19 protein-coding genes are annotated in these 26382 nt (G+C 72.6%); 10 read left to right on the forward strand and 9 right to left on the reverse strand.

Features of this window, described 5'->3' with window-relative positions; genetic code table 11:
- Nucleotides 1-78: 78 nt before the first annotated feature.
- The 3 genes from ACH4LD_RS07725 to ACH4LD_RS07735 all read right to left on the reverse strand — a co-directional run bounded on the left by ACH4LD_RS07725 (nt 79) and on the right by ACH4LD_RS07735 (nt 5846).
- The gene (locus ACH4LD_RS07725; protein WP_398055367.1) at nt 79-1596 is read right to left on the reverse strand and encodes a DUF5719 family protein; all 1518 of its coding nucleotides are present in this window, start codon (nt 1594-1596) and stop codon (nt 79-81) included.
- Nucleotides 1593-5381 (reverse strand): glycosyltransferase, encoded by a 3789-nt coding sequence (locus ACH4LD_RS07730; protein ID WP_398055368.1) that lies wholly within the window; start codon nt 5379-5381, stop codon nt 1593-1595. Before ACH4LD_RS07730 ends, ACH4LD_RS07725 begins: the two co-directional genes overlap by 4 nt.
- Before the next feature lie 201 nt (nt 5382-5582).
- Nucleotides 5583-5846: a WhiB family transcriptional regulator gene (locus ACH4LD_RS07735; protein WP_003975777.1), complete on the reverse strand. Its 264-nt coding sequence runs from the start codon at nt 5844-5846 to the stop codon at nt 5583-5585.
- Between the two features lie 688 nt (nt 5847-6534).
- On the opposite strand from ACH4LD_RS07735, the gene ACH4LD_RS07740 reads away from it, so the two are divergent.
- The 4 genes from ACH4LD_RS07740 to ACH4LD_RS07755 all read left to right on the forward strand — a co-directional run bounded on the left by ACH4LD_RS07740 (nt 6535) and on the right by ACH4LD_RS07755 (nt 10511).
- A complete protein-coding gene (locus tag ACH4LD_RS07740) occupies nt 6535-7053 on the forward strand; it encodes a cysteine dioxygenase (RefSeq protein ID WP_398055369.1) in 519 nt (172 codons plus the stop codon).
- 33 nt (nt 7054-7086) lie between these two features.
- A complete protein-coding gene (gene cofD / locus ACH4LD_RS07745; protein WP_398055370.1) occupies nt 7087-8046 on the forward strand; it encodes a 2-phospho-L-lactate transferase in 960 nt (319 codons plus the stop codon).
- Nucleotides 8043-9368, forward strand: a complete 1326-nt coding sequence (locus ACH4LD_RS07750) for a coenzyme F420-0:L-glutamate ligase (protein WP_398055371.1) — start codon at nt 8043-8045, stop codon at nt 9366-9368. The genes cofD and ACH4LD_RS07750 overlap by 4 nt, the downstream gene beginning before the upstream one ends.
- Before the next feature lie 111 nt (nt 9369-9479).
- Nucleotides 9480-10511: a DNA-3-methyladenine glycosylase family protein gene (locus tag ACH4LD_RS07755; RefSeq protein WP_398055372.1), complete on the forward strand. Its 1032-nt coding sequence runs from the start codon at nt 9480-9482 to the stop codon at nt 10509-10511.
- A gap of 641 nt (nt 10512-11152) precedes the next feature.
- Here ACH4LD_RS07755 and ACH4LD_RS07760 read toward each other — a convergent pair.
- Nucleotides 11153-12235, reverse strand: coding sequence for an NDP-sugar synthase (locus ACH4LD_RS07760; protein ID WP_132785136.1), 1083 nt, complete (start codon nt 12233-12235; stop codon nt 11153-11155).
- Between the two features lie 155 nt (nt 12236-12390).
- Entirely contained in the window at nt 12391-13854 is a 1464-nt protein-coding gene (locus ACH4LD_RS07765) for a peptidoglycan recognition protein (protein ID WP_398055654.1), read from the reverse strand.
- Nucleotides 13855-13965: 111 nt separating this feature from the next.
- Between ACH4LD_RS07765 and ACH4LD_RS07770 the strand changes: the two genes are divergently transcribed.
- The 4 genes from ACH4LD_RS07770 to ACH4LD_RS07785 all read left to right on the forward strand — a co-directional run bounded on the left by ACH4LD_RS07770 (nt 13966) and on the right by ACH4LD_RS07785 (nt 19806).
- Entirely contained in the window at nt 13966-14721 is a 756-nt protein-coding gene (locus ACH4LD_RS07770) for a TIGR03089 family protein (protein WP_398055373.1), read from the forward strand.
- Nucleotides 14722-14861: 140 nt separating this feature from the next.
- Nucleotides 14862-16049, forward strand: a complete 1188-nt coding sequence (locus ACH4LD_RS07775; protein ID WP_398055374.1) for an LCP family protein — start codon at nt 14862-14864, stop codon at nt 16047-16049.
- A gap of 252 nt (nt 16050-16301) precedes the next feature.
- The gene (locus ACH4LD_RS07780; protein WP_398055375.1) at nt 16302-18062 is read left to right on the forward strand and encodes an LCP family protein; all 1761 of its coding nucleotides are present in this window, start codon (nt 16302-16304) and stop codon (nt 18060-18062) included.
- Nucleotides 18063-18144: 82 nt separating this feature from the next.
- Entirely contained in the window at nt 18145-19806 is a 1662-nt protein-coding gene (locus tag ACH4LD_RS07785; protein WP_398055376.1) for an LCP family protein, read from the forward strand.
- 61 nt (nt 19807-19867) lie between these two features.
- Here ACH4LD_RS07785 and ACH4LD_RS07790 read toward each other — a convergent pair whose 3' ends face one another.
- Nucleotides 19868-20899 carry a glycosyltransferase family 2 protein gene (locus tag ACH4LD_RS07790; protein WP_398055377.1) on the reverse strand — a complete coding sequence of 344 codons (1032 nt, stop codon included), beginning with the start codon at nt 20897-20899 and terminating at the stop codon, nt 19868-19870.
- Between the two features lie 281 nt (nt 20900-21180).
- Between ACH4LD_RS07790 and ACH4LD_RS07795 the strand changes: the two genes are divergently transcribed.
- Nucleotides 21181-22548 carry an LCP family protein gene (locus ACH4LD_RS07795; RefSeq protein WP_132785146.1) on the forward strand — a complete coding sequence of 456 codons (1368 nt, stop codon included), beginning with the start codon at nt 21181-21183 and terminating at the stop codon, nt 22546-22548.
- A 58-nt stretch (nt 22549-22606) separates the two neighbouring features.
- Here ACH4LD_RS07795 and ACH4LD_RS07800 read toward each other — a convergent pair whose 3' ends face one another.
- Entirely contained in the window at nt 22607-23167 is a 561-nt protein-coding gene (locus ACH4LD_RS07800) for an acyl-CoA thioesterase (protein WP_258055436.1), read from the reverse strand.
- A gap of 119 nt (nt 23168-23286) precedes the next feature.
- On the opposite strand from ACH4LD_RS07800, the gene ACH4LD_RS07805 reads away from it, so the two are divergent.
- Nucleotides 23287-24612, forward strand: a complete 1326-nt coding sequence (locus tag ACH4LD_RS07805; protein WP_398055378.1) for an LCP family protein — start codon at nt 23287-23289, stop codon at nt 24610-24612.
- 61 nt (nt 24613-24673) lie between these two features.
- Here ACH4LD_RS07805 and ACH4LD_RS07810 read toward each other — a convergent pair whose 3' ends face one another.
- Together ACH4LD_RS07810 and ACH4LD_RS07815 are read right to left on the reverse strand one after the other, a co-directional pair.
- Nucleotides 24674-25042 (reverse strand): four-helix bundle copper-binding protein, encoded by a 369-nt coding sequence (locus ACH4LD_RS07810; RefSeq protein WP_103809988.1) that lies wholly within the window; start codon nt 25040-25042, stop codon nt 24674-24676.
- Nucleotides 25043-25127: 85 nt separating this feature from the next.
- Nucleotides 25128-26285 carry an acyl-CoA dehydrogenase family protein gene (locus ACH4LD_RS07815; RefSeq protein ID WP_132785150.1) on the reverse strand — a complete coding sequence of 386 codons (1158 nt, stop codon included), beginning with the start codon at nt 26283-26285 and terminating at the stop codon, nt 25128-25130.
- Nucleotides 26286-26382: the final 97 nt, after the last annotated feature.

The following is a 26382-nucleotide window of genomic DNA, read 5'->3' on the forward strand; positions in this document are numbered from 1 at the left end:
GGCGCCATCGTCGGTGCCCGGTGCCAGTGCCAGCGGCCGGGGCGGGTTCACCCGAAGGCGATCGGCCGCCCCGTTCCCTCAGTTCTGCAGGATCGACAGGTCCTGTTCCGTTCTCGGGACCGACACCGTTCCGTGGTCGTTCGGGAGGGTCTGGACCGTGAAGGCGGGGACGCCCCCCTCGGTGGCCGCGAGGGTGCGCGAGGCGTAGACAGGGGCACCGGAGACGGGTTCGACCGTGAGGGCGTACGTGCCCTTGAGGCCCGCCGGGACGGGGACGTCGACGTTCTGGGTGGTGCCGGACTTGATCGTGTACGTCTTGGTGACCGGGGACCCGCCCTCGCTGCCCGCCGACGCCGTCACCTTGACCGTGGCCGTGCCGGTGGGGGCCGTCAGGGCGAGCGTCGTGCCCTTGGCGCTGTTGTCGGCCGAGGTCGCGCGCGCGCCGACGGCGGCCGTGGCCGGGATGAACGCCGTCTCCTTCTTGTCGCCCTTGCCTCGCACCACCTGGAGCGCCGCGACGACCGGGACGGTCTGGTCGGTGGGGGTGAGGAACAGCGAGCCGGCCTCGCCACGGGTGACGTCGCCGAGATCGACCGCCGTGGACATGCCGGACTTGACGTGCAGGGTCTCGTTGCCCGCCGGGGTGATCAGGCCGTCGGGCGAGGCCAGGCGGATCTTCAGGTCGGCGTCGTCGTCGCCGGGGGTGAAGGCGATCAGGCGGACGTCGGTGGCGTCCTTCGGGATGCCGGGCAGGACCTGGCTGCCGGCCGGGTCGGCGGCGGCGGCCAGCCAGTCGCCGCCCGCCTTGTCGTCCAGGGCCTGCACGGCCGCGCCGACCCGGCCGCTGCGCACGCTGACGTGCACGGTGAGGTCGGCCTGGCGTTCGTCGGTGAGGGTGGAGAGCAGGATCGGCTCGCTCGCGTGCGGCTTCACGGTGAGGTTCTCGCCCAGCGGGGACTTGATCGCGCCGTCCTTGCCGTACAGCTCGATGTCGACCACGGCGGCGGAGTCGTCGGGGTTGGTCAGGTGGACGTAGTCGGTGCGGCCGGTGGCCGTGCTGGCGCCCGGGAACCAGAACTCGGTGTCCGCACCGGTGCAGTTGACGCCCAGCAGGCCCCGGCCGGTGCCTGCGGCGACCTCGGTGGTCTCCTGGACGGTCCAGCCGGGCGCGAACCTGCCGTCCGCGGTGCCGACGAGCGCGGGCGCCTCGGCGCCGGAGGTCTCGCCGGTGGCCGGCGTGCCCGGTGCCTTCGGGGTGAGCACCGGCTCGTCGGCCTTCTTCCCGGTGCCCTTGCCGCCCTTGCCCTTCCGGCCGGCGTCCGTGCCGTCGGCCGACTGTCCGTCTGCGGCCTGGAGTTGGGCCTTGCCTCCGCTGCCGGCGTCCTTGGTGAGCGGCGTGAACGACGTGTACGCCGTGTCGGCGATGTCCGACATGCTCGGCGCCGGGCACAGCAGGCTGGTGCGCTCCACGGGCAGCCGGGCAGCCGCCTGGGGGGCGGCGGCGCCGGACGCGGACGGCGGGTCGAACGCGGCGAACGCGGTGACGGCGGCCAGCGCTGCCGTGCCGGCGATCAGGGACAGGGTGGTGCGGTTCACTGCTGGCTCCCGTCGGGGCGCTGGCTACCGGTGCCGTGGGGGTGCTGGTCCGGGTCGTAGCCCTGCTGGGCGTGGTCGTAACCCTGCTGGGCGGGGTCGTAACCCTGCTGGGCGGCGTCGTACGCCGGGTCGTAGCCCTGCTGGTAGGCCGCGGGGTCGTACGGCATCTGGTCGGGCGTGCCGCTGTAGGCGTACGGGTCGTACGGGGCCGTCTGGTAGGGGTCGGGCTGCTGGTACGGCTGCTGGTCGTAGCCGGCCGCGGTCCCGTACGGGTCCGCGCCGTAGTCGGTGTACTCGGCGTACCCGGCGTGCTCGGCGTGCTCTGCGTGCTCTGCGTGCTCGGCGTTCCCGTAGGTGGCCGGGTCGCTCCCCCAGTCCCCGCTCCCTTCGGCCGGGGGGACTCCCGCGTCGTACGCCTGCTGGTGCGGTACGGCGGCCGGGGGCTGCTCGGGATGCGGAGGCGTGCCGGGTTCCTCCTCGGCGGCCTCCTCCGCCTGGGCGCGCAGGCGGCGGGCGCGGCGGCCCTCGCCGGCGGTGGCCTGGACGGGCAGGGGCTGCTCCTCGGGAAGGTCGTCGTCGACGTCGCGGCGGCGGCCGGGCAGCGCGAGGACGACCAGGACGACGGCGAGCGCGCCCTGGGCCAGGAGCCAGGCCGTGTGGGCCATCGGGGCGTCGTAGGTGACGTCCAGCCTGCCGCCGCCGGAGGGGAGTTGGAACCCCTGGGCCCAGCCGTCGACCGTGGTCCGGGTGAGCGGCTTGCCGTCGAGGGTGGCCGTCCAGCCGTCGGCGGCGCTGTCGGCGAGGCGCAGGACGCGGCTGCCGGAGCCGGCGGGGATCGTCGTGTGGATCTCCACCGGTCCCGCGGTGACCGGCTGGGCCTTGCCCGACCCGGAGGCGGGCACGATGGCCGCGCGGCCGACCTCCTGGTCGACGCGCCACAGGGCGCTGCCGTTCTGCTGGCTGAGCCGGGTCAGGCCGGGGGTGGCGTCGAGGACGCGGGTGATGTCGCGGGGGGCGCCCTTGTGGACGAGGACGTACCGCACGGCGAAGCCGCCGAGTTCGTCGGCCTGGTCGGCGCCGGAGCCGGCGACGAGGTTGGCGACGGTCTTGTCCAGGCGGGCATTGCCGGCGTCGGCGGCGGTGAGTTCGGCGTCGCCCATGCGGGCGCCGGAACCGCGGACCAGGGTGTAGCGCACGCGCGCGGTGGAGTCGCTGTCGAGGATCAGGGTGCGGGCCTGGTCGCCGCCACTGGAGTCCTCGGCGACGAACGCGGGCACCTGGGCGGGGTCGCGACGCTCCAGCGGGCCGTCGGCGCCGCGGATCATCCAGCCCGCGGCGACGAGCAGCGGGCCGGCGGCCGAGGCGAAGGCGATCAGGGCGGCGACCGGCTGGCGCCAGCCGAAGCTCTGCTCGGCCACGCGCGAGCGGGCGCCGTCGGCGCCGAGAGCGGCGGCGGCCAGCAGGGCGATGCCGTAGACGAGGGTGGCCGGTCCGGCCCAGGCGGACTTGTTGGACAGGACCGCGAAGACGAGGCCGGTCAGGGCGACGGCCCAGGCGGTGCGGATGCCGAGCTGCCGCTCGGAGCGCAGCAGGGCGGCGAGCGCGGCCAGCACGATGCCGATGAGCATCAGGCCGTGCACGGTGCCGGGGCCGCCGGGCGCGGCACCGAGCAGGTCGAGCGCGGAGGCGGCCGAGGGACCGTACGCCAGGCCGGCCTCCTGGAAGAAGCCGGTCGGCAGGAGGGTCAGCGACCAGGGCGCGAGGAGCAGCAGCGGGGTGCCGAGCTGGGCGAGGAAGCGCAGGCCGTGGGCGACGGGATCGCGGCGGCGCAGCACCAGAACGCCGAGGCCGAGCAGCAGGGCGATGGGCCAGACGATCGGGGTGAAGGCGGTGGTGATGGTCAGCAGCAGCGCGTACGCCCAGGTGGCGCGCCAACTTCCACGCGCGCCGGTGCGGTTCGCCAGGCCGCTCGCGGCGACGCCCGCGCGGGCGATGAGCGGCAGCAGCACGGCGAGGACGGCGGTGCCGATGCGGCCGCCGGCCAGGGCCCCGGTGGTGGCGGGCAGGAAGGCGTAGGCGATGGCCGCCCAGGCGCGCAGCAGCCGCGAGGTGACCAGGGGCCGGGAGGCGAAGTAGGCGGTGAGTCCGGCGAGCGGCACCGAGCAGACGAGCAGGACGGTGACGGCCAGTCCGGTGGAGCCGAACAGGATCGAGGCGAGGGTGGCGACGATCGCCAGATACGGGGGCGCGGACGGGCTGCCGCCGGCACCGACCGGGTGCCAGGCGTCCAGGTAGCGGGACCACAGGTCGCCGGCGCCGGCCGGGGCGGGCAGCAGGGCACCGCCGGCGAGCGCGCCGCCGACGAGCAGGGCACGGCAGGCGGCGAGGGAGACGAGCAGCAGCACGAGGAAGAGCACAGGGCCGGGTCTGCGGGCGATCCGCTTGAGCCGGGCGAACTGCTCGACCTCCAGGAACTCGGCGTCGTCGCCGCCGGGCCCGGACTCCACGGCGCCGCCGTGCCGGCCGGCCGAGGCGGTGTCACTGTCGCTGCCACCGGAGAAGTTGCCCGCGATCTGCTCCACGGTGGCCCGGATGGTGGCGCCGGGCGGCGGGAACAGCTGGCGCAGCTCGCCCTTGTCGATCTGGGCGGGGCCGCGGCGGCGCCGGGCGGCGATGATCCGCTCGGGCCGCAGCAGGGTGCTCAGCAGGCCGCGGATCTCGTCGACGGCCTGGCCGGGGACCTTGCCGACGAGGTAGGCGAGGGTGCGCAGGGCGGTGCCGAGGACCAGCCGCAGCAGAACCCAGGGCAGCGCGGCGGTACGGGTGTTGGCGAGCAGGGTGTAGACGGCGCCCGCCTTGTCGACCTTGTGCGGGGAGGCGGTGGTGCGGCCCGCGCAGTCGACCGTGCGGCGCTCGCGGGAGGCGGCCTCGGCGTGCCGGACGACGGCGTCGGGGGCGACCAGGACGCGGTGGCCGGCCGTGTGGGCGCGCCAGCACAGGTCGACGTCGTCGCGCATGAGGGGCAGCCGGCGGTCGAAGCCGCCGAGCTGTTCGAAGACGTCGCGGCGGATGAGCATGCCGGCGGTGGAGACGGACAGCACGGTGCGGACGTGGTCGTGCTGGCCCTGGTCCTGCTCGCGGCGGTCCAGGCCGGTCCAGCGGCGGCCGGAGTTGGCGATGGAGACGCCGACCTCCAGCAGTTGGCGGCGGTCGTACCAGCCGCGCAGCTTGGGGCCGACCACCGCGACGTCGGTGCGGCCGAGTTCGAGTTCGTTCTCGACGACGCGCAGCAGCTGGGCGAGGGCGTCGGGTTCGGGGGCGCAGTCGTCGTGCAGCAGCCACAGCCACTGGACGGGCTCGCCGTGCGGCAGTTCGGGCAGGTCGTAGGCGTCGTCCCGCCAGGTGCGCGTGACGGGGTCCCAGCCGCTGGGGCGCTTGAGGTACGGCAGGTCCTCCGGGGTGAGGAGGGGCGCGGTGCGGCTCGCCTCCTCGACGGCCTGGCCGAAGCCGGTACGGCGGGCCAGGTGCAGCACGTTGGCGTCGCCGAGGGCGTCGGTGAGCAGCCGGGCGGAGTCGTCCGCGCTGCCGGTGTCGGCGGCCACCGCGTACTGGACGGGGCGCTCCTGGCCGAGCAGCCCGGCGAGCGCGTCGGGCAGCCAGCGGGCGCCGTCGTGGGAGACGAGGACCGCGGTCACCACATGACGCGGGAACTCGGGCGGGCGGGCTGGGTCGAACGCTGCTGTGGCGGTGCCGCTTCGGGCTGCCGTATGGCTGTGCACGGACATCGAGGTACGGGCCCCGGTTCGATGGACTGCGGTGGACGCCTGTGTGCCTCCCCGTGCGTCGAGCGGATCGACTGCGTCGAGGGGACAGCGGGGCGTCTCGGACGAGCGACCACACTATCGGCTGGCCATGACGACGGCCCGCCGCCTGTGGATAACCCACTGGCGACGGGCCGTTCGCGACGTTGGTGGCCGGCCGTACGGTCACACGGCGGCCTTCTTCAGGCGGCGGCGTTCCCGCTCGGACAGGCCGCCCCAGATGCCGAAGCGCTCGTCGTTGGCGAGGGCGTATTCGAGGCACTCGGAGCGGACCTCGCAGGCGAGGCAGACCTTCTTGGCCTCTCTGGTGGAGCCGCCCTTCTCGGGGAAGAAGGACTCGGGGTCGGTCTGGGCGCACAGCGCGCGCTCCTGCCAGCCGAGTTCCTCGTCCGCGTCGTCGACCAGCAGTTGCTGCACCAGCTCGGTCATGTGCGCCCCTCGTCTGTCTTTCGCGTCCCCGTGCGTAGCCGTTACCGATTTCGGCTGAACGACACGAGTGAAATTACAAGTGTGCTGCTCCGGGCGAGTCAAGCCGAGATCTGCTATTGGGTCCGTTATTCACTCTGCGGAACCAAGGCCGTGCGGAAAGTGTTCAAATCGCCATAAACCTTGACACGCAGCAGGACCCCGGGGGCGGTCACGACCCCGTACAGATCTCTGTACGGAGAAAGACGCCTCCGCGTTCGATCCCGTTCCGCGAGGCTCAAGCGCTCGGATGTGCCCCATGTGTCCCGACCCCCCGGTGAGCAAACCTTTCACCTTTCAGATGAACCGGATGAGGTGAACCATGTCCCACATACCGGGCGTCGAGTTGACAGTACGGGTGTGAACCGATGTCCTAGTGGGCATGCTCGCGAACTTGGCGCCCACCTCGACCCGCACCGCCGGGTCCCTCGGTGCCGCCCGCGCGCGCTGTAGCTGTTGTTGCTGTTCCAGCTGTTGAGCCAAGCCGCTCCGGCTGTCCCCGAGCCCATCCCGGCCCGGCCGCGTCCCAGCGCTCCGTGATCCCTCATCCAGGGCACCCCGCCCGCCCGTGACCCGGGCGGACCGTACGCGTCACCCAGCACCACACCCCGGCTCCAGCCCCCCACTCTTCACCGAGGACCACCGAACCCCGATGAACAGCGACAACGACCTCCAGATCGCCGGCGACATCCTCGAAGTCCCGCACCTGCTCCAGCCGCCGCGCGAGCACCCGGCCACCGTCGCCGAGTTCGCGGGGCTCGCCCGCTCGATCGCCGCCGACCGCGCCCAGTGGGCCCACCTCGTCCGCTACGACGCCACCACCCGCTGGTACCACCGGTTGCGCACCGGCCCCGGCTACGAGGTGTGGCTGCTGTCCTGGGTCCCCGGGCAGGGCAGCGGGCGGCACGACCACGGGCGCTCGTCCGGTGTCCTCACCGTCCTGGAGGGCACCCTCACCGAACGCACCGAGCGGGGCACGCACACGCTGGCGCCGGGCGCACAGCGGGTGTTCGCGCCGGGCTACGTCCACGAGGTCGTCAACGACGCGCTCGAACCGGCGGTCAGCCTGCACGTCTACCACCCCGGCCTGACCGAGATGCCCATGCACACCTCCCCGCACTGCGAGGCGCGCGGTGGGGCGCACGGCGGGGCGCGTCCGGTGACTGCCTGACGCGTTGTCGGACCCGCCTGCAAGACTGGTCGCATGCGCATTGTGGTTCTGGCAGGCGGCATCGGCGGTGCCCGTTTCCTGCGCGGTCTGAAGCGGGCCGTGCCGGACGCGGACGTCACGGTCATCGGCAACACCGGCGACGACATCCACCTCTTCGGGCTCAAGGTCTGTCCGGACCTCGACACGGTGATGTACACGCTGGGCGGCGGCATCAACGAGGAGCAGGGCTGGGGGCGGACGGACGAGACCTTCCACCTCAAGGAGGAGCTGGCGGCCTACGGCGTCGGCCCGGACTGGTTCGGGCTCGGCGACCGGGACTTCGCCACGCACATCGTGCGGACGCAGATGCTGAGCGCCGGCTATCCGCTGAGCGCGGTCACCGAGGCGCTGTGCGACCGCTGGGAGCCGGGCGTGCGGCTGATCCCGATGACCGACGACCGCGTCGAGACGCATGTGGCCGTCGAGCTGGACGGGGAGCGCAAGGCGATCCACTTCCAGGAGTACTGGGTGCGGCTGCGGGCCTCCGTCCCGGCCGAGGCGGTCGTCCCGGTCGGCGCCGAGCAGGCCAAGCCGGCCCCGGGCGTGCTGGAGGCCATCGCCGGGGCGGACGTGATTCTCTTCCCGCCGTCCAACCCGGTCGTGTCCATCGGCACGATCCTCGCCGTGCCCGGCATCCGCGAGGCCATCGCCGAGGCGGGCGTGCCCGTGGTCGGCCTGTCCCCGATCGTCGGGGACGCGCCCGTGCGCGGCATGGCCGACAAGGTGCTGGCCGCCGTCGGCGTGGAGTCCACGGCCGCGGCGGTCGCCGAGCACTACGGCTCCGGGCTGCTGGACGGCTGGCTGGTCGACACCGTCGACGCGGGCGTGGTCGAGCGGGTCGAGGCGGACGGCATCCGCTGCCGGGCCGTACCGCTGATGATGACCGACGTGGACGCGGCGGCGCAGATGGCACGGGAGGCGCTGGCGCTGGCCGAGGAGGTGCGGGGAGCGTGAGCGACACGGCGTCCGCCGGGGCCGGGCGGCCCGGGTACCGCGTCTGGGCCCTGCCCGGCATCCCCGAGGTGCAGCCGGGCGACGACCTGGCCAAGCTGATCGCCGCGACCGAGCCGGGACTGGCCGACGGCGATGTGCTGATCGTCACCTCCAAGATCGTCTCCAAGGCCGAGGGCCGGGTCGTCCAGGCGGCCGACCGGGAGGCCGCGATCGACGCCGAGACGGTCCGGGTCGTGGCCCGGCGCGGCCCGCTGCGCATCGTGGAGAACCGCCAGGGCCTGGTCATGGCCGCCGCCGGGGTCGACGCCTCCAACACTCCCGCCGGGACCGTGCTGCTGCTGCCCGAGGACCCGGACGCGTCCGCGCGCGCGATCCGGGCCGGCCTGCGCGCCGCCCTCGGCGTCGACGTCGGCGTCGTCGTCAGTGACACGTTCGGGCGGCCCTGGCGCGCGGGGCTCACCGATGTCGCGATCGGCGCCGCCGGGGTGCGCGTGCTGGACGACCTGCGCGGGGGCGCGGACGCGTACGGCAACCCGCTCAGCGCGACCGTCGTCGCCACGGCGGACGAGCTGGCCGCCGCCGGTGACCTGGTCAAGGGCAAGGCGGCGGGCCTGCCGGTGGCCGTGGTGCGCGGGCTGCCGCACACCGTGGCCGACGAGCACGGGGAGGGCGCCCGGGCCCTGGTGCGCGGCGCGCGGGACGACATGTTCCGGCTCGGCACCTCCGAGGCCGTGCGGGAGGCCGTGACCCAGCGCCGCACCGTGCGGGCGTTCACCGACGAGCCGGTGGACCCCGGCGCGGTCCGGCGCGCGGTGGCCGCCGCCGTCACCGCGCCCGCCCCGCACCACACCACGCCGTGGCGGTTCGTGCTGCTGGAGTCGCAGGAGTCGCGGGTACGGCTGCTCGACGCGATGCGGGACGCCTGGATCGAGGACCTGCGCCGGGACGGCAAGAGCGAGGAGTCCATCGCGAAGCGGATCCGGCGCGGTGACGTGCTGCGCAACGCGCCGTACCTGGTCGTGCCGTGCCTCGTCATGGACGGCTCGCACACCTACGGCGACGCCCGGCGGGACGGTGCCGAGCGGGAGATGTTCGTCGTCGCGATGGGCGCGGGCGTGCAGAACCTGCTGGTCGCGCTGGCCGGGGAGCGGCTGGGCTCGGCGTGGGTGTCGTCCACGATGTTCTGCCGGGACGTGGTGCGTGAGGTGCTCGGGCTGCCGGCGGACTGGGATCCGATGGGCGCGGTGGCGGTCGGTCACCCGGCCCAGGAGCCGAGACCGCGGCCGGAGCGGGACGCGGGGGCGTTCGTGGAGGTGCGGTGAGTCCGGTGCGGCCCGCTCCCGCCTCGTTCCGCCTCCAGGCGGTCCGTGGGCACGCCGACCGCCTAGTCTCGTAGGCGGCATCGCACCCCTTCGGACACACAGGACTCCTTCGTGGCAGGACGTTTCCCCCAGCGGCCCACGCCGCCCACGCGTACGACCGTGCGCGGCGGGCATGTCGCCGTACCGGCGGGGGCCGCTGCCGGGACGCCGCGGCAGGCGGCTGCGCCCGCGCGGGTACGGCGGTGGGTGCCGGACGGGCCGCTGGACCTCGGGCTGACCCTCGGTCCGCTCCGGCGCGGGCCCGCCGACCCGACGTTCCGGGCCACGGCCGACGGGTCCGTGTGGCGGGCCTGCCGTACGCCCGCCGGACCGGGGACGCTGCGGGTGCGGGCGTACGGCGGCGAGGTGCTCGGCGAGGCGTGGGGGCCGGGTGCCGCGTGGCTTCTGGAGCAGCTGCCGGAGCTGCTCGGTGCCGGTGACGATCCCGAGGCGTTCGTGCCGCGGCACCGGGTGGTCGCGCTGGCCCGGCACCGGCGGCCGGGGCTGCGGCTGACCCGGACCGGGCTGGTGCTGGAGTCGCTGATCCCGTCCGTGCTGGAGCAGAAGGTCACCACCGACGAGGCGTACCGGGCGTGGCGGCTGCTCGTCCGCAGGTTCGGGGAGCCGGCGCCGGGCCCCGCGGGAGTCGGCGAACGGCCGATGTGGGTCATGCCGGCGCCGCGGACCTGGGCGCTGATCCCGTCCTGGGAGTGGCACCGGGCCGGGGTCGACGACAAGCGGGCGTCCACGGTTCTGCGGGCCGTGCGGGTCGCCGCGCGGCTGGAGCAGGCCGTGGGGATGCCGGCGGGTGAGGCCCGGGCGCGGTTGGAGGTCGTGCCGGGGGTGGGGCCGTGGACGTCGGCGGAAGTGGTGCAGCGCAGTCATGGGGCGGCGGACGCGGTGACCGTCGGGGACCTGCATCTGCCCGGGATCGTGGGGTGGGCCCTGGCGGGGGACCGGGAGGCCGACGACGCGGAGATGCTGCGCCTGCTTGAGCCGTATGCCGGGCAGCGGCACCGGGCGGCTCGGTTGATCCTGCTGAGCGGGCACGTACCGGCGCGGCGGAAGCCGAAGATGCGGCGGGTGGACATCGGGTTGCTGTGACACGCGGTTCGCTGCGGCTGCGCTGCGCTGGGCCTGCGCCGGGCTGAGCGGCGGTTTCGCTTACCGGCACCGGCCCGGGGGGCTGCCGCCGGCTCCGGGTCCGCTCACCGGCGCCGGCCGGGTGCGCGGAGCTGCCGCCGGCCCGTAGTCCGCTCACCGGCACCGCCCGGGTGCGCGGAGCTGCCGCCGGCCCGTAGTCCGCTCACCGGCACCGCCCGGGTACGCGGAGCTGCCGCCGGCCCGGGGGGGTGTCGCTCACCGGCACCGGCCGGGCGCGCGGAGCTGCCGCCGGCCCGTAGTCCGCTCACCGGCACCCCCCGGGCGCGCGGAGCTGCCGCCGGCCCGGGGGGGGTGTCGCTCACCGGCGCCGGCCGGGTGCCGCTGCGGGTGGGCGCCGCGTCGGCGGTACGACTGCCCGCAGCTGGGCGGGCGCGGCTGGCCTCAGGGCTAAGGGCACTGTGCGGCCGACGGTGCTGCAGTTCCCCAGGGGCGCGGGGAACTGCGCGAGTGACCCACGACGGGCCGCGGACGGCATCTGGCTGTCGGACCTCTGCGCTACGGGGGTCAGGGGCGCAGCCCCCAGGACGGTGGGGGGCCGGGGGCGGAGCCCCCCGGGCGGTGGCCGAGGTCCGGGTACGCCTCTACTGGTCGGAGGAGAAACGCACCGCTCCCGCCGGGATACGGGCATCGCACCAGACCCGCGCCCCCTCGCGCAGTTCGTTGTCGGCGCCCACGATCGCGCCGTCGCCGATGACCGTCCCGGTGAGGACGGAGCGTTCGCCGACGCGGGCGCGGGTGCCGATGAGGGAGTCGGTGATGACGGCGCCGGGTTCGATGACGGCGCCCGGCATGATCGTGGAGCCGAAGATCCGCGCGCCCTGCGCCACGAACGCGCCCTCGCCCACCACCGTGCCGCCGGTCAGCTTGGCGTCGGGCGCCACCGTGGCCGTCGGCAGTACGAGCTGGTCGCCGCAGCGGCCGGGGACCGCCGGGGACGGGGCCCGGCCCAGGACCAGGTCGGCCGAGCCGCGGACGAAGGCGGCCGGGGTGCCGAGGTCCAGCCAGTAGGTGGAGTCGACCATGCCCTGCAGATGGGCGCCGGCCGCCAGGAGGCCGGGGAAGGTCTCGCGCTCCACGGACACCGGGCGGCCCGCCGGGATGGTGTCGATGACCGAGCGGCGGAAGACGTACGCCCCCGCGTTGATCTGGTCGGTGACGATCTCCTCCGGCGTCTGCGGCTTCTCCAGGAAGGCCAGGACGCGGCCGGTCTCGTCCGTGGGCACGAGGCCGTAGGCACGCGGGTCCGTCACCTGCGTCAGGTGGAGCGAGACGTCCGCGCCCGTCGACTCGTGGGTGTCCACGAGGGCCCTGATGTCCAGCCCGGTCAGGATGTCCCCGTTGAAGATCAGCACCGGGTCGTCGGGACCGGAGTGCAGACGGGCGGCGACGTTGCGGATGGCTCCGCCCGTGCCGAGCGGCTCCACCTCCGTGACGTACTCGATGTGCAGGCCCAGCGCCGAGCCGTCGCCGAAGTACGGCTCGAAGACCTCGGCCAGATAACTGGTGGCGAGGACGATGTGCTCGACGCCCGCCGCTCGCGCCCGCGCCAGCTGGTGGGTGAGGAACGGCACCCCGGCGGCCGGGACCATCGGCTTGGGTGTGTGCACCGTGAGCGGCCGCAGCCGGGTGCCTTTTCCGCCGACCAGGAGGATCGCTTCTGTCACCTGTCGTCTCTGCTTCCTGCCGGGACCGGCCGAACTACTCGTCACACTCGTTTCGGCCGGTCAGTGTATGCAGACCGTGCGACGACGCCTTCGATGGCAGCGCGGTGTCCCGCGAGATCGGCGTGCGGTTTCCCCCGACCGCCCCCGCCCCGGCCTCAGCGCCCCTGGTAGCTCGCCGCGCTGGAGCGGGCCGTGCCGAGCTTGGCGTAGAGCCGCTTTCCGGGGCACTCGGTGGCGAACCCGTCGCGATGGCCGGAGATCACGTTCAGTCGTACGTTCTTCCCCTTGGGGTAGAGATTGCCACCGCCCGACGTGAGATATGTCTTTCCGTTCGGATCGGCCCCATAGAGCCCGAGCTTCCAGGCGGTGAGCCGGGCGACGGCCGTCACCGCGGCGCTCGACGGCTTGGTCGTGCCGTACGTGCCGATGACGGCGATGCCCATGCTGTCGGTGTTGAACCCGAGGGTGTGCGCGCCGAGCACCGCCTTGGCGACGCCCCCGGCCCGGCCCTCGTAGAGGGTTCCGCACTTGTCGACGAGGAAGTTGTAGCCGATGTCCCGCCAGCCCATGCTCTTCACGTGGTAGCGGTAGATACCGCGGATGACGGAGGGGGCCTGGGCGCAGGTGTACGCGTTGCCCGTGGCGGTGTGATGGACGAAGGCCGCCTTGATCTTCTTCGTGTAGACGAACCCGCGTTCGCGCAGTGACTCGTCCGCGCCCCAGCCCCGGCGCGTGACGATCCGCGGCCGCGGCCCGATGTACGGCTTCCCCCGTACCGGTCCCTGGAGGCGGGTCAGCTCCTGCTCGGTGGCCGACCGGTCCAGTTCCGGGATCGCGGTGGCACCGAAGGCGGCGATGTCCGCGTTGGCGGCCGAGGCGGCCAACGCGGCCTCCGTGTCGAGGGCCGTGCGGGGCGGGTCGTCGCCGGGCGGGTTCCCGGGCAGCCCCTCACCGCTCACCCCGTCCCCGGGGTCCACCAACTCCAGCCGCAGCCCCGGCGGCAGTGACACTCCCGGCCCGCCGGCCCGCCGCCCGGAAGGGAGTGGGGCGCCGTTCCCGTCGCCCGGTCCCGCCGCCCGCACTCGCACCTCCACGCCGTCGGAGTCGCCCACCCACAGCGGCGCCGTCGCCCCGCGCACCCGCCGGGACGAGCCCTCCGCCGTGTCCGGGTCGGCGCGGTGGTCGGCGTTGTGCGTCTCGACGTCCTGCCAGCCGGACCACTGCCTCGTCACGGCGGACCGGGTGCGCACCCGCACGCGTCCCCGCAGTTCGGTGTCCGGGTCGGTCCACACCACGCCGACCAGCGAGAACCGGTGCAGGCCGGTGCGGTACAGCCCCTGTTCCGGGGCCCCGCCGAGGACCCGCTCCCGGGAGAGCGGGACGAGCGGCAGCGACCGGGTGCTGCCCGGGACCGCGGCCCGACCCCGGACGGTCGCGGCGGTCGCGGCGGAAACGGGCGCGGTCACGGCGGTCGCGGGCACGGCGGGCGCGGCGGTCGCGGGCGGGGCCGGGGCGAGCGCGAGGGCCGTGGCGAAGGTGAGGCCGATCGAACAGGCGGCGAGCGGGGAGACGCCAGGACAGGAGGGGAGGAGTCCACGCATGTGCAGGATCTTGGACATAGTCATACATATCTGTCCATCCATGAACTGACGTCCTGTCGGGAGGCGTTCCGCCGAACCGGTGGCCCCACCGTCCGCCGCGCGCGCCCGCCCGCGCGTACCCTGTCCCGGGTGAACGCCACCGATCGCACCCCTGCCGACCTGCTGACTTCCGCGCTCGCCGCGGATCCCGGCCGCCCGCTGGTGACCTTCTACGACGACGCCACGGGCGAACGCGTCGAACTGTCCGTGGCCACCTTCGCCAATTGGGTGGCCAAGACCGCCAACCTCCTCCAGGGCGACCTCGCCGCCGGGCCCGGCGACCGGGTCGCACTGCTGCTGCCCGCGCACTGGCAGACGGCGGTGTGGCTGCTGGCCTGTTCGTCGGTGGGTGCGGTCGCGGACGTCGCCGGGGATCCGGCGGCGGCCGACGTCGTCGTGAGCGGGCCGGACTCGCTCGACGCGGCGCGCGCCTGCTCCGGCGAGCGAGTGGCTCTGGCGCTGCGGCCGTTGGGCGGACGCTTCCCGCAGACTCCGCCCGGGTTCATCGACTACGCCGTGGAAGTCCCGGGTCAGGGCGACCGGTTCGTCCCGTTCGCCCCGGTGGATCCGGAGGAGCCGGCGCTCGTCGTCGCCGGGCGGGAGTTCAGCGGGGCCGAGGCCGTCGAGCGGGCCGCTTCCGAAGCGGGGGCGCTCGGGCTCACGGGTCCCGGGTCCCGGCTGCTGTCGGGGCTGCCGTACGACACCTGGGAGGGCTTGAGCGCGGGGCTGTTCTCGCCGCTGGCCGTCGGGGGCTCGGTGGTGCTGTGCCGGAATCTGGACCGGCTGGACGAGGAGGCGCTCGCCAAGCGGGTGGAGAGCGAGAGGGTGACCGCGGTGCGGCGCTAGGACCCCTCCGGCGATCCCCGGCCACCGGGCGGCGCGCCGTCACCCGGACGGAGTAGCAAAGGGCGCCTCCCCTCCCCCTCCCCGGCATCGTCGTAGGTGCAGGACGCGACGCTCGTACGCCATGAGGGGATGGCCCTACCGTGACCGACACCGCAGGCAAGCCCGTCGGTCCGGATCCCGGGGCCGGGGCGTCCGCGACCGGGAACGGGCTGATACGGCGCCGGCGGCGGCGGTGGGGGCGGAACTCCGCGCTGGGGGCGGCCGTCCTCCTCGTCGTGGCCGCCGGTGCCGGGTGGGTCGTCTACGCCAGGCTCAGCGCCAACATCACCGCCGACGAGGCCGCCGCCGCCGAGCTGGCGCGGTACGAGCGGGAGCGGCCCACCGCGCTGGTGCGGGAGGCGCAGAACATCCTGCTGATCGGGTCCGACACGCGGGCCGGGGACGGCAACGGCAAGTACGGCAAGGACCTCGGCACCGAGCGGTCGGACACGACGATCCTGCTCCACCTCGCCGCCGACCGGCGCAGCGCCACCGCCGTCTCGCTGCCCCGGGACCTGATGGTGGACGTCCCGAGCTGCGGGCAGAAGGACGGCAGGCGCAGCGATCCGGTGTTCGCCATGTTCAACCACGCCTTCCAGGTGGGCGGTTCGGCGTGCACGATCCGGACCGTGGAGAAGCTGACCGGTATCCGGATCGACCACCACATGGTCCTGGACTTCAGCGGGTTCAAGGCGATGGTGGACGCCGTCGACGGCGTGGAGGTGTGCCTGAAGGAGCCGGTGGACGACAAGGCGGCGAAGCTGAAGCTGCCCGCGGGGAAGGTCAGGCTCGACGGGGAGCAGGCGCTCGGGTTCGTACGCGCCCGCAAGTCGCTGGGGAACGGCAGCGACACCGAACGGATGGAGCGGCAGCAGCGGTTCCTCGGCGCGCTCGTCAACAAGGTGCAGAGCAATGACGTCCTGCTGAACCCGGTGAAGCTGTACCCGGTGCTGGACGCGGCGACCTCCTCGCTGACCACCGATCCGGAACTGGCGAGTCTGCGCGGTTTGTACCAGTTGGTGCGTGGGCTGCGTGAGATCCCCACCGAACACGTCCAGTTCCTGACGGTGCCGAGGGAGTCGTACGTCTACGACGCCAACCGTGACCAACTCGTGGAGCCGGAGGCCGAGAGGCTGTTCGACCGGCTGCGGGCCGATCAGCCGGTCGTGGTGACCCAGGAGAACGCACAGGCAGTTCCCGGGCAGGACACAGGTTCCGGCGCGGCGGACGACCCCTCGCCCGCCCCGACGTTCCGCGGGAGGACCGCCGCCGAACAGACCTGTGAGTGAGCCGCGCACCGGAGTGGTGAACCGTCGTTCGGAAAATCCGTTCAGAAAATGAGGGGGATTGCCCGGTTGTAGGCATGTCGAATTTGTCACCAGCGTCGCTCGACGCTGAACTGGGCGGATAGTGTGAGCGATCCGGTGCACCTGGCCGCGAGGTCCGACGGGCTTTGTCGGGGTCGTGCACTGTTTCACCGAGACCCGAGCGCCTTGGAGGGGAGAGGCGCCGCGTGGCCCCGACGGAGGATTCGGACAACCGTGGACGCGCAAGGCCGTGGGCGGGCGGACAACATCGACCCCGCAGACCAGTGGGTGCTCAATCCGAACACCGGCGAATACGAACTGCGACTGAGTCCTACCACAGCGCAGTCGCCGGTCCCCGGACCGCGCAGACCGTCCCCCCCGGACGGTGACGACGCGGCGGGCGGCCGTGCGCGGCAGACGACCGGTGAGACCCGGCAGACGCCCCGGGGGCGCGGTACCGAGGTGCCGGCCCCGCGCTCGGCCCGGCGCCGGGGCGGCGGTGAGCCGGAGGCGCCGCAGGGCAGGCGCGCGTCCCGGCGGCCGGTGAAGAAGAAGTCGACGGCGAAGAAGGTGCTGCTGTGGACCGGCGGGTCCATGGCGTTCGTGCTGGTCGCCGTGTCGGCGGCCGGCTACCTCTACATCAAGCACCTGAACGACAACATCACCTCCGTGTCCGACGACGGCGCCAGCACCGGCGGCTTCCGCAAGGACGAGGCGATCAACATCCTGCTCATCGGCACCGACAAGCGCACCGGCAAGGGCAACGAGGGCTACGGCGACTCGGGCAGCGTCGGGCACGCCGACACGACGATCCTGCTGCACGTCTCCAAGGACCGGTCCAACGCCACCGCGCTGAGCATCCCGCGCGACCTGATCGTGGACGTCCCGGACTGCCCGACCGAGCAGGAGGACGGCACCCAGAAGGTCATCCCGGGCACGCAGGGCGTCCGCTTCAACGAGAGCCTCGGCCAGGACGACCGCACGCCGAGCTGCACCATGCGCACGGTGACCGAGCTGACCGGGATCAAGCCGGACGACTTCATGGTCGCCGACTTCAACGCGGTCAAGACGCTGACCGAGGCGGTCGACGGTGTGGACGTCTGTCTGGCCAAGGACATCGACGACCCCAAATCGCATCTGAAGCTGTCCAAGGGCACGCACAAGATCTCCGGCGAGCAGGCGCTGGCGTTCGTGCGCACCCGGCACTCCGTCGGCTTCGGCGGCGACCTGAGCCGGATCGGGCTCCAGCAGCAGTTCCTGGGCGCGCTGATGCGCAAGCTGAAGGGCAACGACACCCTCACCAGCCCGACGAAGATGGTGAAGCTGGCGGAGGCGGGCACCAAGGCGCTCACCGTCGACGACAAGCTCAAGAGCATCGGCAAGCTGAAGGACCTCGGTCTGGAGCTGGGCAAGCTCAACCCGAAGAACCTGGCCTTCACCACGGTGCCGGTCGTGGACAACCCGGCGGAGAAGGTCCACGCCACGGTCGTGCTCAACGAGGCGAAGGCTCCGGCGGTCTTCGACGCCATCAGGAACGACGTCTCCTTCACCGACGTGAAGAAGAAGGAGAAGGCGGCGAAGGACGCGCAGGCCGCCCGGCTCAAGGGCAGCAAGGCGCCCGTCTCCGAGGTGCGGGTGCGCATCCTCAACGGCGGCGCCCAGGCCGGCAGCGCCCAGGCGGTGCTCAACTGGCTCCAGAACGACGAGGGCGTGACCAAGTCGGAGAACGCGGGCAACGCGCCTGACCAGTTGGCCAGGACCACGCTGGAGTACGCGCCCGACCAGGCGGCCCAGGCACGCCGGCTGGCCGCGATCATGGGCCTGTCCGGGGCCGCGCTGAAACCGGGCGAGAGCGTGACCAACTCCCAGGGGCTGCCGTCGATGACACTGACCCTGGGCAAGGACTTCAAGGGAGCGGGGGTCTCCCTCACGGCGCCGACGAAGGCGCCGGACGTCGACAAGTCCACGGCAGACAAGGTCAAGTGCGCCTCGTAGGTAACCCTATGGGCCCGTCAAGCGTCTAACCGGACGCGGGACGGGCCCGTTGCTTGGCGCAAGGGTGGGGAGGGCAGGGAGTTTGGCGCAGAGCGAGGTGCGCGGGGAGGCTCCGGCGGTCGAGGACACGAGGTCCCTCGCGCCGAACGACTCGGCCGTGCCGGCGCGTTCACGCCGGCACGGCGGGGGGCGTGGCGGCGGACGGCGGGCAGGCGGTCCGAAGACCGACCGGCGGCGACGCAGACGGCGCGTGCTGCGCTGGTCGGCCACCGTGCTGGCGGTGGTGATACTCGGCACGGCCGGTGCCGGATATCTCTACTACCAGCATCTCAACAGCAACATCCAGAAGGGCAAGCGGGCCAACGGCGACGACTCCAAGGCGCACCGGACCCGCCCGAACGCGGCCGGCCAGACCCCGCTGAACATCCTGCTGATCGGCTCCGACAGCCGGAACTCCAAGGAGAACCTGAAGCTCGGCGGCAGCAGGGACCACGTCGGCGACCCGCCGCTCGGTGACGTGCAGATGCTCATCCACCTCTCGGCGGACCGCAAGAGCGCCGCCATGGTGAGCATCCCCCGGGACACCCGGGTGGACATCCCCGAGTGCACGGACCCCAAGACCGACCATGTCTATCCGGCGACGAACGACATCATCAACGTCAGCCTGGCCCGCGGTGGGGCCGGCTGCACCCTGCTCACCTGGGAGAACCTCACCGGGGTCTACATCGACCACTGGATGACGATCGACTTCGCGGGCGTGGTGCGGATGGCGGACGCGATCGGGGGTGTCGAGGTGTGCGTCAACCAGAACGTCTGGGACCACTCGACGCCCAGTCAGCGCGGCGGTTCGGGACTGAAGCTGAGGAGGGGCTCGCACAAGGTGAAGGGCGAGAAGGCCCTGCAGTGGCTGCGCACCCGGCACGCCTGGGGCAGCGACCTGATGCGGGCCCGCGCCCAGCACATGTACCTGAACTCGATGGTCCGCACGCTGAAGCAGCAGAACGTGTTCACCGACACCGGCCGGCTGATGGACCTGGCCGACGCGGCCACCAAGTCCCTGAAGGTCTCCGAGGAGATCGGCACGGTCAAGAAGCTGTACGACCTGGGCATGGAGATGAAGTCGGTGCCGACCGACCGCATCACCAGCCTGACGATGCCCAACATCCCGGACCCGAACGACCCCGACAACCATGTCGTACCGGACAGGGACAAGGCCGCCCAGCTCTGGCGGATGCTCCAGGACGACGTGCCGCTCGACAAGAACGGCGGGAAGTCCGGGCCGAAGAAGGACACGGGCGAGGACGAGCCGGCCAAGAAGCCCTCGCTCGACCCGAGCCGGCTCGGGGTGCTGGTGCAGAACGCCACCCGGACCGGCACCGAGGCCCCGGTGCAGCAGCGGGCGTCCGCGATCGGTCAGGTGCTCGTGCAGAAGGGCTACACGCGGGCGCAGGCCGACACCTCGGGGAGCCTCGCCGAGGACAAGACGGTCGTGCGGTACCCGAGCGCGGACCTGGAGGGCGACGCCCAGGCGGTGGCCAAGGCGCTGGGTATCCCCATGAGTTCGGTCAAGAAGTCGACCGACGTGTCGGGGGTCACCGTCGTCGTCGGCGCGGACTGGCGCTCGGGCAGCAGCTATCCCAGGCAGTCCGAACCGGAGGCGGGCGACCTGCCCGAGGGCACCGACGCCGTCAACGCCTCGGACAAGGGGGACTGCATGAACGTGTACGGCCCCTATCAGTGGTAGTGACGCGCCGGCGCACGTGAAAGGGCCCCTTCCACTCCGGGAGGGGCCCTTCGCACGTCCGTCAGGCGGCGGCGTCCACGACCGCGGGCCGCCGGGAGGCGATGACCCTCTTCGCCAGGGACTTCGGGCTGGTCAGGAAGCCCCAGCCCCACGACATGTGCATGGTGGCGAGGGCCACCGGGATCTGCAGCCGGGCCCTCAGCGGCAGGCCCTTGCCGGCCGGGACGGAGCCCGCGACGATCGCGGCCAGGTAGCCGCCGGGGATCACGAAGCCCCATGGGGTCAGCGCCGCGCCGACGACCAGGCCCGCGGCCATCGCGCACACCGCCGTCGGCGGCGCCAGGTAGCGCAGGTTGATCGAGCCGGAGTGGTAGCGGGCGACGACGTGCCGCCAGCGGCCGTAGTCCTTGTACTGCTTGGCCAGCGCCCGCACCGACGGCCGCGGCCGGTACGACACCCTCAGCTCGGGCGAGAACCAGATGAGCCCGCCCGCCTCACGGATGCGGAAGTTCAGCTCCCAGTCCTGGGCGCGGATGAACTCCTCGTTGTAGCCGCCCTGCTGCTCCAGCGCCTCGCGGCGGAAGACACCGAGGTAGACCGTCTCGGCGGGGCCGGCCTGGCCGCCGGTGTGGAACGCCGCGTTGCCGACGCCGATCTTCGAGGTCATCGCGGCGGCCACCGCGTGCTCCCAGTCGGTCTCGCCCTCGGCGTGCATGATGCCGCCGACGTTCTGCGCGCCGGTCTCCTCCAGGAGCCGCACGGCGGTCGCGATGTAGTTCGGCGAGAGCATGCCGTGGCCGTCGACGCGGACCACGATCGGGTGCCGGGACGCCTTGATCGCCGCGTTCAGCGCGGCCGGGGTGCGGCCGGTCGGGTTCGGGACGGTGTGCACGCGCGGGTCTTCCGAGACCAGCTCGGCGGCGATCTCGTCCGTCCGGTCCGTGGACGGACCGAGGGCGATCACGACCTCCAGCTCGCCGGCGTACTCCTGCGCGAGGATCGCTTGGACGGCCCCGCGCAGATGCCGCTCCTCGTTGAGGACGGGCATGATCACGGACACTGCGGGGAGCCGCACGTCGGGCTTGGCGTTCATAGGGGCCTCACGTTACCGCGAACGGGGGATACGGGTGCGCGCCGCCGGGCCTGCGACGCGGGCAGGAGATCGTATCGGCCTACTGTGCTCACGGATCCCACGTACGGCCTCGTCCGGAGGTGTCCCCCTTGCCCAGCCCGCCCCGGTCCCCCTCCTCCACCGCCAGAAGCGCGGGAGGGGCTCCCAGCCCGCAGCGCCGCCCGCGGCCGCCCCGCCGGGTGCCGCGTCCGCCCGAGCGGCAGGTGCGGCCGGTCCGGCCGCCGCGGCGGCCCCGCTGGGCCATGCGGGCGGTCACCACGCTGTCGGTCGTGGTGCTCGCCTCCGCCGGGATCGGGCACGCGGTGGTCGCCAGCCTGGACGCGGGCATCGCCCGGATCGACGCCTTCAAGGACATGAAGAACCGGCCCCGGGCCGGGCACGGCATGAACGTGCTGCTGGTCGGCACCGACGGCCGCGACAAGCTCAGCGAGCAGGACCGGCGGGCCTACCGGCTGGGCGGGGCACCCTGTCACTGCACCGACACCATGATGATCGTGCACATCGCGGAGGACCGGGAGCGCGCCACCGTGGTGAGCCTGCCGCGCGACTCCTACGCCGAGACGCCCGCGCACGTCGACCAGAACACCGGGCAGCGGCACGGCCCGCACCCGGTCAGGCTCAACGCGGCCTACGCCGAGGGCGGTCCCCAACTGACCATCCGCACGGTCGAGAGCATGACCCATGTGAAGATCGACCACTATCTGGAGGTCGACTTCACCAGCTTCATGAAGACCGTGGACGTCCTCGGCGGGGTCAAGGTGTGCACGCCGACGCCGCTGAAGGACCGGTACACCGGGCTCGACCTCGCGCCCGGCACGTACACCCTCCGGGGCGGCCAGGCGCTGCAGTACGTACGGGCCCGGCACGTCGACGGGGCCAGCGATCTGGGCCGGATGAAGCGGCAGCAGCGGTTCCTGGCCGCGCTGCTGGACAAGGCGACCTCCTCGGGGGTGCTGCTGAACCCGATGCGGTTCCGGGACGTGACCCGGGCGGTGCTCGGCTCCGTGCGCGCCGACGCGGGCTTCGGCACCGACGAGCTGCTCGACCTCGGCCGCGCGATGCGGAACTTCTCGCCGTCCTCGTCGGAGTTCACCACCGTCCCGATCGGGCGGATGGACTACCCGGTCAAGGGCATCGGCTCGACCCTGAAGTGGGACCCGGCCAAGGCGGAGCAGCTGTTCGGGGCACTGCGGGACGACAAGCCGCTCGCCGGGGAGCAGCCGCGCCGTGACCCGGCGCGGACTCCGGTGCCGGTGGAGGTGTCCCCGGACACGATCCGGGTCCAGGTGGCGAACGGCAGCGGCACGGTGGGGCTGGCCAAGCGGGTCGACGCGGCGCTCGCGGCGACCGGCTTCGCCACCACCCGCCGGCCGGTGACCGCGCCCGCCCGCGTGGCGCGCACGGTCGTCTTCTACGACCCCCGCTGGGACCGCTCCGCCCGCACCCTGGCCGCGGCGCTGCCGGGCAGCGAGCTGCGGGCCGTGCCGGGCCAGGGACCGCTGCTGAAGGTGACGGCCGGCCCGGAGTTCAAGGAGGTGCGGAAGGTACGGTTCGACGACCCGGCTCAGCCGGAGCAGAGCGTCGTACGGGGCAACGAGGTGACGTGCTGAGGCCGTCTCCCCGCGCCTGGGATCAGTCCCCGGGCCAGTCCCCGGGTCAGTCCTCGGGTCAGTCCTCGAAGCCCTCCGCCGCCCGCTTCTCCCGCAGTTCCCGGATCGCCCGGCGGCGGGCCAGGCGGTGGGTGCGGCGGATCTGGGCCTCCTGGTAGCGGCGGCGGTCGCGATCGGTCTCCGGTATCACCGGCGGCACCCGGCGCGGCTTGCCGTCGGCGTCGACGGCCGTGAAGACCAGGTAGGCCGAGCCGACCTGGGTGGCCGGGTCCGACTCGTTCCAGCGCTCGGCGAGGACCCGGACGCCGATCTCCATCGAGGTCCGGCCGGTCCAGTTCACCTGCGCCTTGACGTGCACCAGATCACCGACGCGGACCGGCTCAAGGAACACCATCTCGTCCATGGACGCGGTGACGGCCGGGCCGCCGGAGTGCCGGCCGGCCACGGCGCCCGCCGCGTCGTCGACGAGCTTCATGATCACGCCACCGTGCACGGTCCCCAGCAGGTTGGTGTCGTTGTGGGTCATGATGTGGCTGAGGGTGGTACGCGAGGCGGACGTGGGCTTGCCCGGGATGTCCGGTTCCACCGCCGGATCCGTGTCCGTGACCTGGTCTGTCATGCCCCCTACCTTATGCCGAAGCCTCATTCGCGGAATTTGTGTCGGGTTCGCAACAGCGAGGCCCTGATTTCCCCACATCCCTTGTCGAGCACATGGCCGGGCCCTGCACACTGGGGCGCATGAATGACTGGCCCGAGGGATGGTCCGACAACAACCGCGGCCCGCGCTACGGACGCGGCAGTGCCGGCGCACAGCCGGAGGGGGCCCGCGTGATGCGTCAGGTGCAGCGCGGCCCGGCGGTACCGCCCGGACCGCGCTCGGCGTACGGCGACCCCGGCCCGGCGGCGCCGCCGTACGGGGCCGGTGTGCCACGGCAGCCGTCGTACGTCGACGGCCAGGGGCACGAGGAGGGCGCCGGCTACGGCGACTACGACAGCGGTTACAACACCGGCCAGGTCTACGGCGGCTCCGGCGGCCGGGGCCCGGGCGGCACGGCGGGGGCGCCCACCCGGTCGCCGCGCCCCGCGCCGAACTGGCGGCGCCGGATCAAGTGGACGGCGATCACCCTGGCGACCGTGCTGGTCGTCACGTCGATCGCGACCTACTTCTGGGCCGACTCCAAGCTGCGCCGCGAGGTCGACCTGTCGAAGGTCATCGACCGGCCGGAGGGCGGCGACGGCACCAACTACCTGATCGTCGGCTCGGACAGCCGCGAGGGCATGTCCAAGGAGGACGAGAAGAAGCTGCACACCGGCGGCGCCGAGGGCAAGCGCACGGACTCGATGATGATCCTGCACGTCGGCGACAACGGCGACACGCTGATCTCGCTGCCGCGCGACTCGGACGTGGTGGTCCCGTCGTACCGGGGCTCGACGTCCGGGAAGACCTACCCCGCTCAGGGACGGCACGCGAAGCTGAACGCCACCTACGCCGAGGACGGGCCGACACTGCTGGTCCGCACGATCGAGGCCAACACGGGTCTGCGCATCGACCACTACGTGGAGATCGGCTTCCAGGGCTTCGCGAGCATCGTGGACGCGGTGGGCGGTGTCGAGATCGACATCGACAAGGGCTTCAAGGACAAGTGGTCGGGCGCCGACTTCAAGGCGGGCAAGCAGACCCTCAACGGCCAGCAGGCGCTCGCCTTCGTCCGTACCCGGCACGCGTTCGCCGCGTCCGACCTCCAGCGCACCAAGAACCAGCAGAAGTTCCTGGCCGCCCTGGCCCACCAGGTGGCCACCCCCTCGACGATCCTCAACCCGTTCAAGTTCTACCCGACCATGGGCGCGGGCCTGGACTCCCTGATCGTCGACAAGGACATGTCGCTGTGGGACCTGGGCTCGATGTTCTGGGCCATGAAGGGCGTCAACGGCGGTGACGGCACCTCGATGAACATGCCGATCTCCGGCTCCGTGGGCGGCAACCTCGTCTGGGACAAGGCGAAGGTGAAGACCCTGGTCAACGAGCTGAACAACGACGAGAAGGTCACCGTCTCCGGCAACTGACGCCGTCACGCACCGGTCCGAGGGCACCCCGCGGGGTGCCCTCGGCCGTGCCGGGGTGGGCTCACATGCTGGCGCCCGCCATCGCCCGGCAGGTCTCCGCGCAGCGACGACACGCCTCGGCGCAGCGCATCATCATCTGGTCGTCGGGCATGGACATACACGCCTCGGCGCACATGTCACAGGCCCGCGCGCAGACGGCGCACATCTCGCCCGCCATGGGCGAGCGCCGCATCATCATGTCGGCGCACATACGGGTCGTCTCGGAGCAGTCCATGAGCGCGCGCATGATCTGCATCTGCGCCTGGCCGCCCTGCTGCATGCAGGAGCTCATGGCCTCCTCGCAGATGTTGTGGCAGTTCATGCAGGCGTCGATGCAGTCCTGCATCTGCTGCGTGAGGGCAGGCATCATTCCGGACTGGGACTGGGTCATGGCTCCTCCTCGGAGGCAGGCGGGACCCGGGGCGGGCCCCGTGTGCTTCCGTCCTACGCCGGGGAGCGACGTCCCGCACGTCGGGTTACGGCAGGTTGCGGGCCATGACGATGCGCTGGACCTGGTTCGTGCCCTCGTAGATCTGGGTGATCTTGGCGTCACGCATCATGCGCTCCACCGGGTAGTCACGGGTGTAGCCGTAGCCGCCGAGGAGCTGGACGGCGTCGGTGGTGACCTCCATGGCGACGTCCGAGGCGAAGCACTTGGCGGCGGCGCCCAGGTAGGTGAGGTCGGCGTCGCCGCGCTCGGAGGCGGCGGCGGCCTGGTAGGTGAGGGCACGGGCCGCCGAGATCTTCATGGACATGTCGGCGAGCATGAACTGGATGCCCTGGAAGTCGGCGATCGGCTTGCCGAACTGCTTGCGCTCCTGGACGTAGCCCTTGGCGTAGTCGAAGGCGCCCTGCGCGACGCCGAGGGCCTGGGCCGCGATGGTGATGCGGGTGTGGTCCAGGGTCTTCATGGCCGTCAGGAAGCCGGTGCCCTCCTCGCCGATCATGCGGTCGGCGGGGATGCGGACGTTGTCGAAGTAGACCTCGCGGGTCGGGGAGCCCTTGATGCCGAGCTTCTTCTCCGGGGCGCCGAAGGAGACGCCCTCGTCCGACTTCTCCACGACGAACGCGGAGATGCCCTTCGAGCGCTTCGAGGGGTCCGTCACGGCCATCACCGTGTAGTACTCGGAGACGCCCGCGTTGGTGATCCAGCGCTTCACGCCGTTGAGCACCCAGTGGTCGCCGTCGCGGACCGCCTTGGTCTTCATGCCGGCCGCGTCGGAGCCGGCCTCCGGCTCGGAGAGGCAGTAGGAGAACATGGCGTCGCCCTTGGCGAGCGGCGTCAGGTACTTCTTCTTCAGCTCCTCGCCGCCGGAGAGGATCACCGGGAGCGAGCCCAGCTTGTTCACGGCGGGGATGAGGGAGGAGGAGACGCAGGCGCGGGCCACCTCCTCGATCACGATGACCGTGGCGAGCGCGTCGGCGCCGGCGCCGCCGTACTCCTCGGGGACGTGCACGGCGTGCAGGTCGCCCGCGACCAGGGCGTCGAGGGCCTCCTGCGGGAAGCGGGCCTCCTCGTCCACCGCCGCGGCGTACGGCGCGATCTTCGCCTCGACCAGGGAGCGGACGGCGTCCCGGAGCATGTCGTGCTCCTCGGACGGGCGGTACAGGTCGAAGTCAGCCGATCCGGCCACGGTCTCTCACGCTCCAAAGACGCAGTGATACTGACGCTAATTACCGTTAAGTAACTGAATTTTAGAGCTCCCGTGTGAACCCGCCTACGTGAGCTTG

Origin of the sequence: Streptomyces sp. NPDC017676 (genome assembly GCF_044329325.1) — a bacterium.
GTDB lineage: Bacteria > Actinomycetota > Actinomycetes > Streptomycetales > Streptomycetaceae > Streptomyces.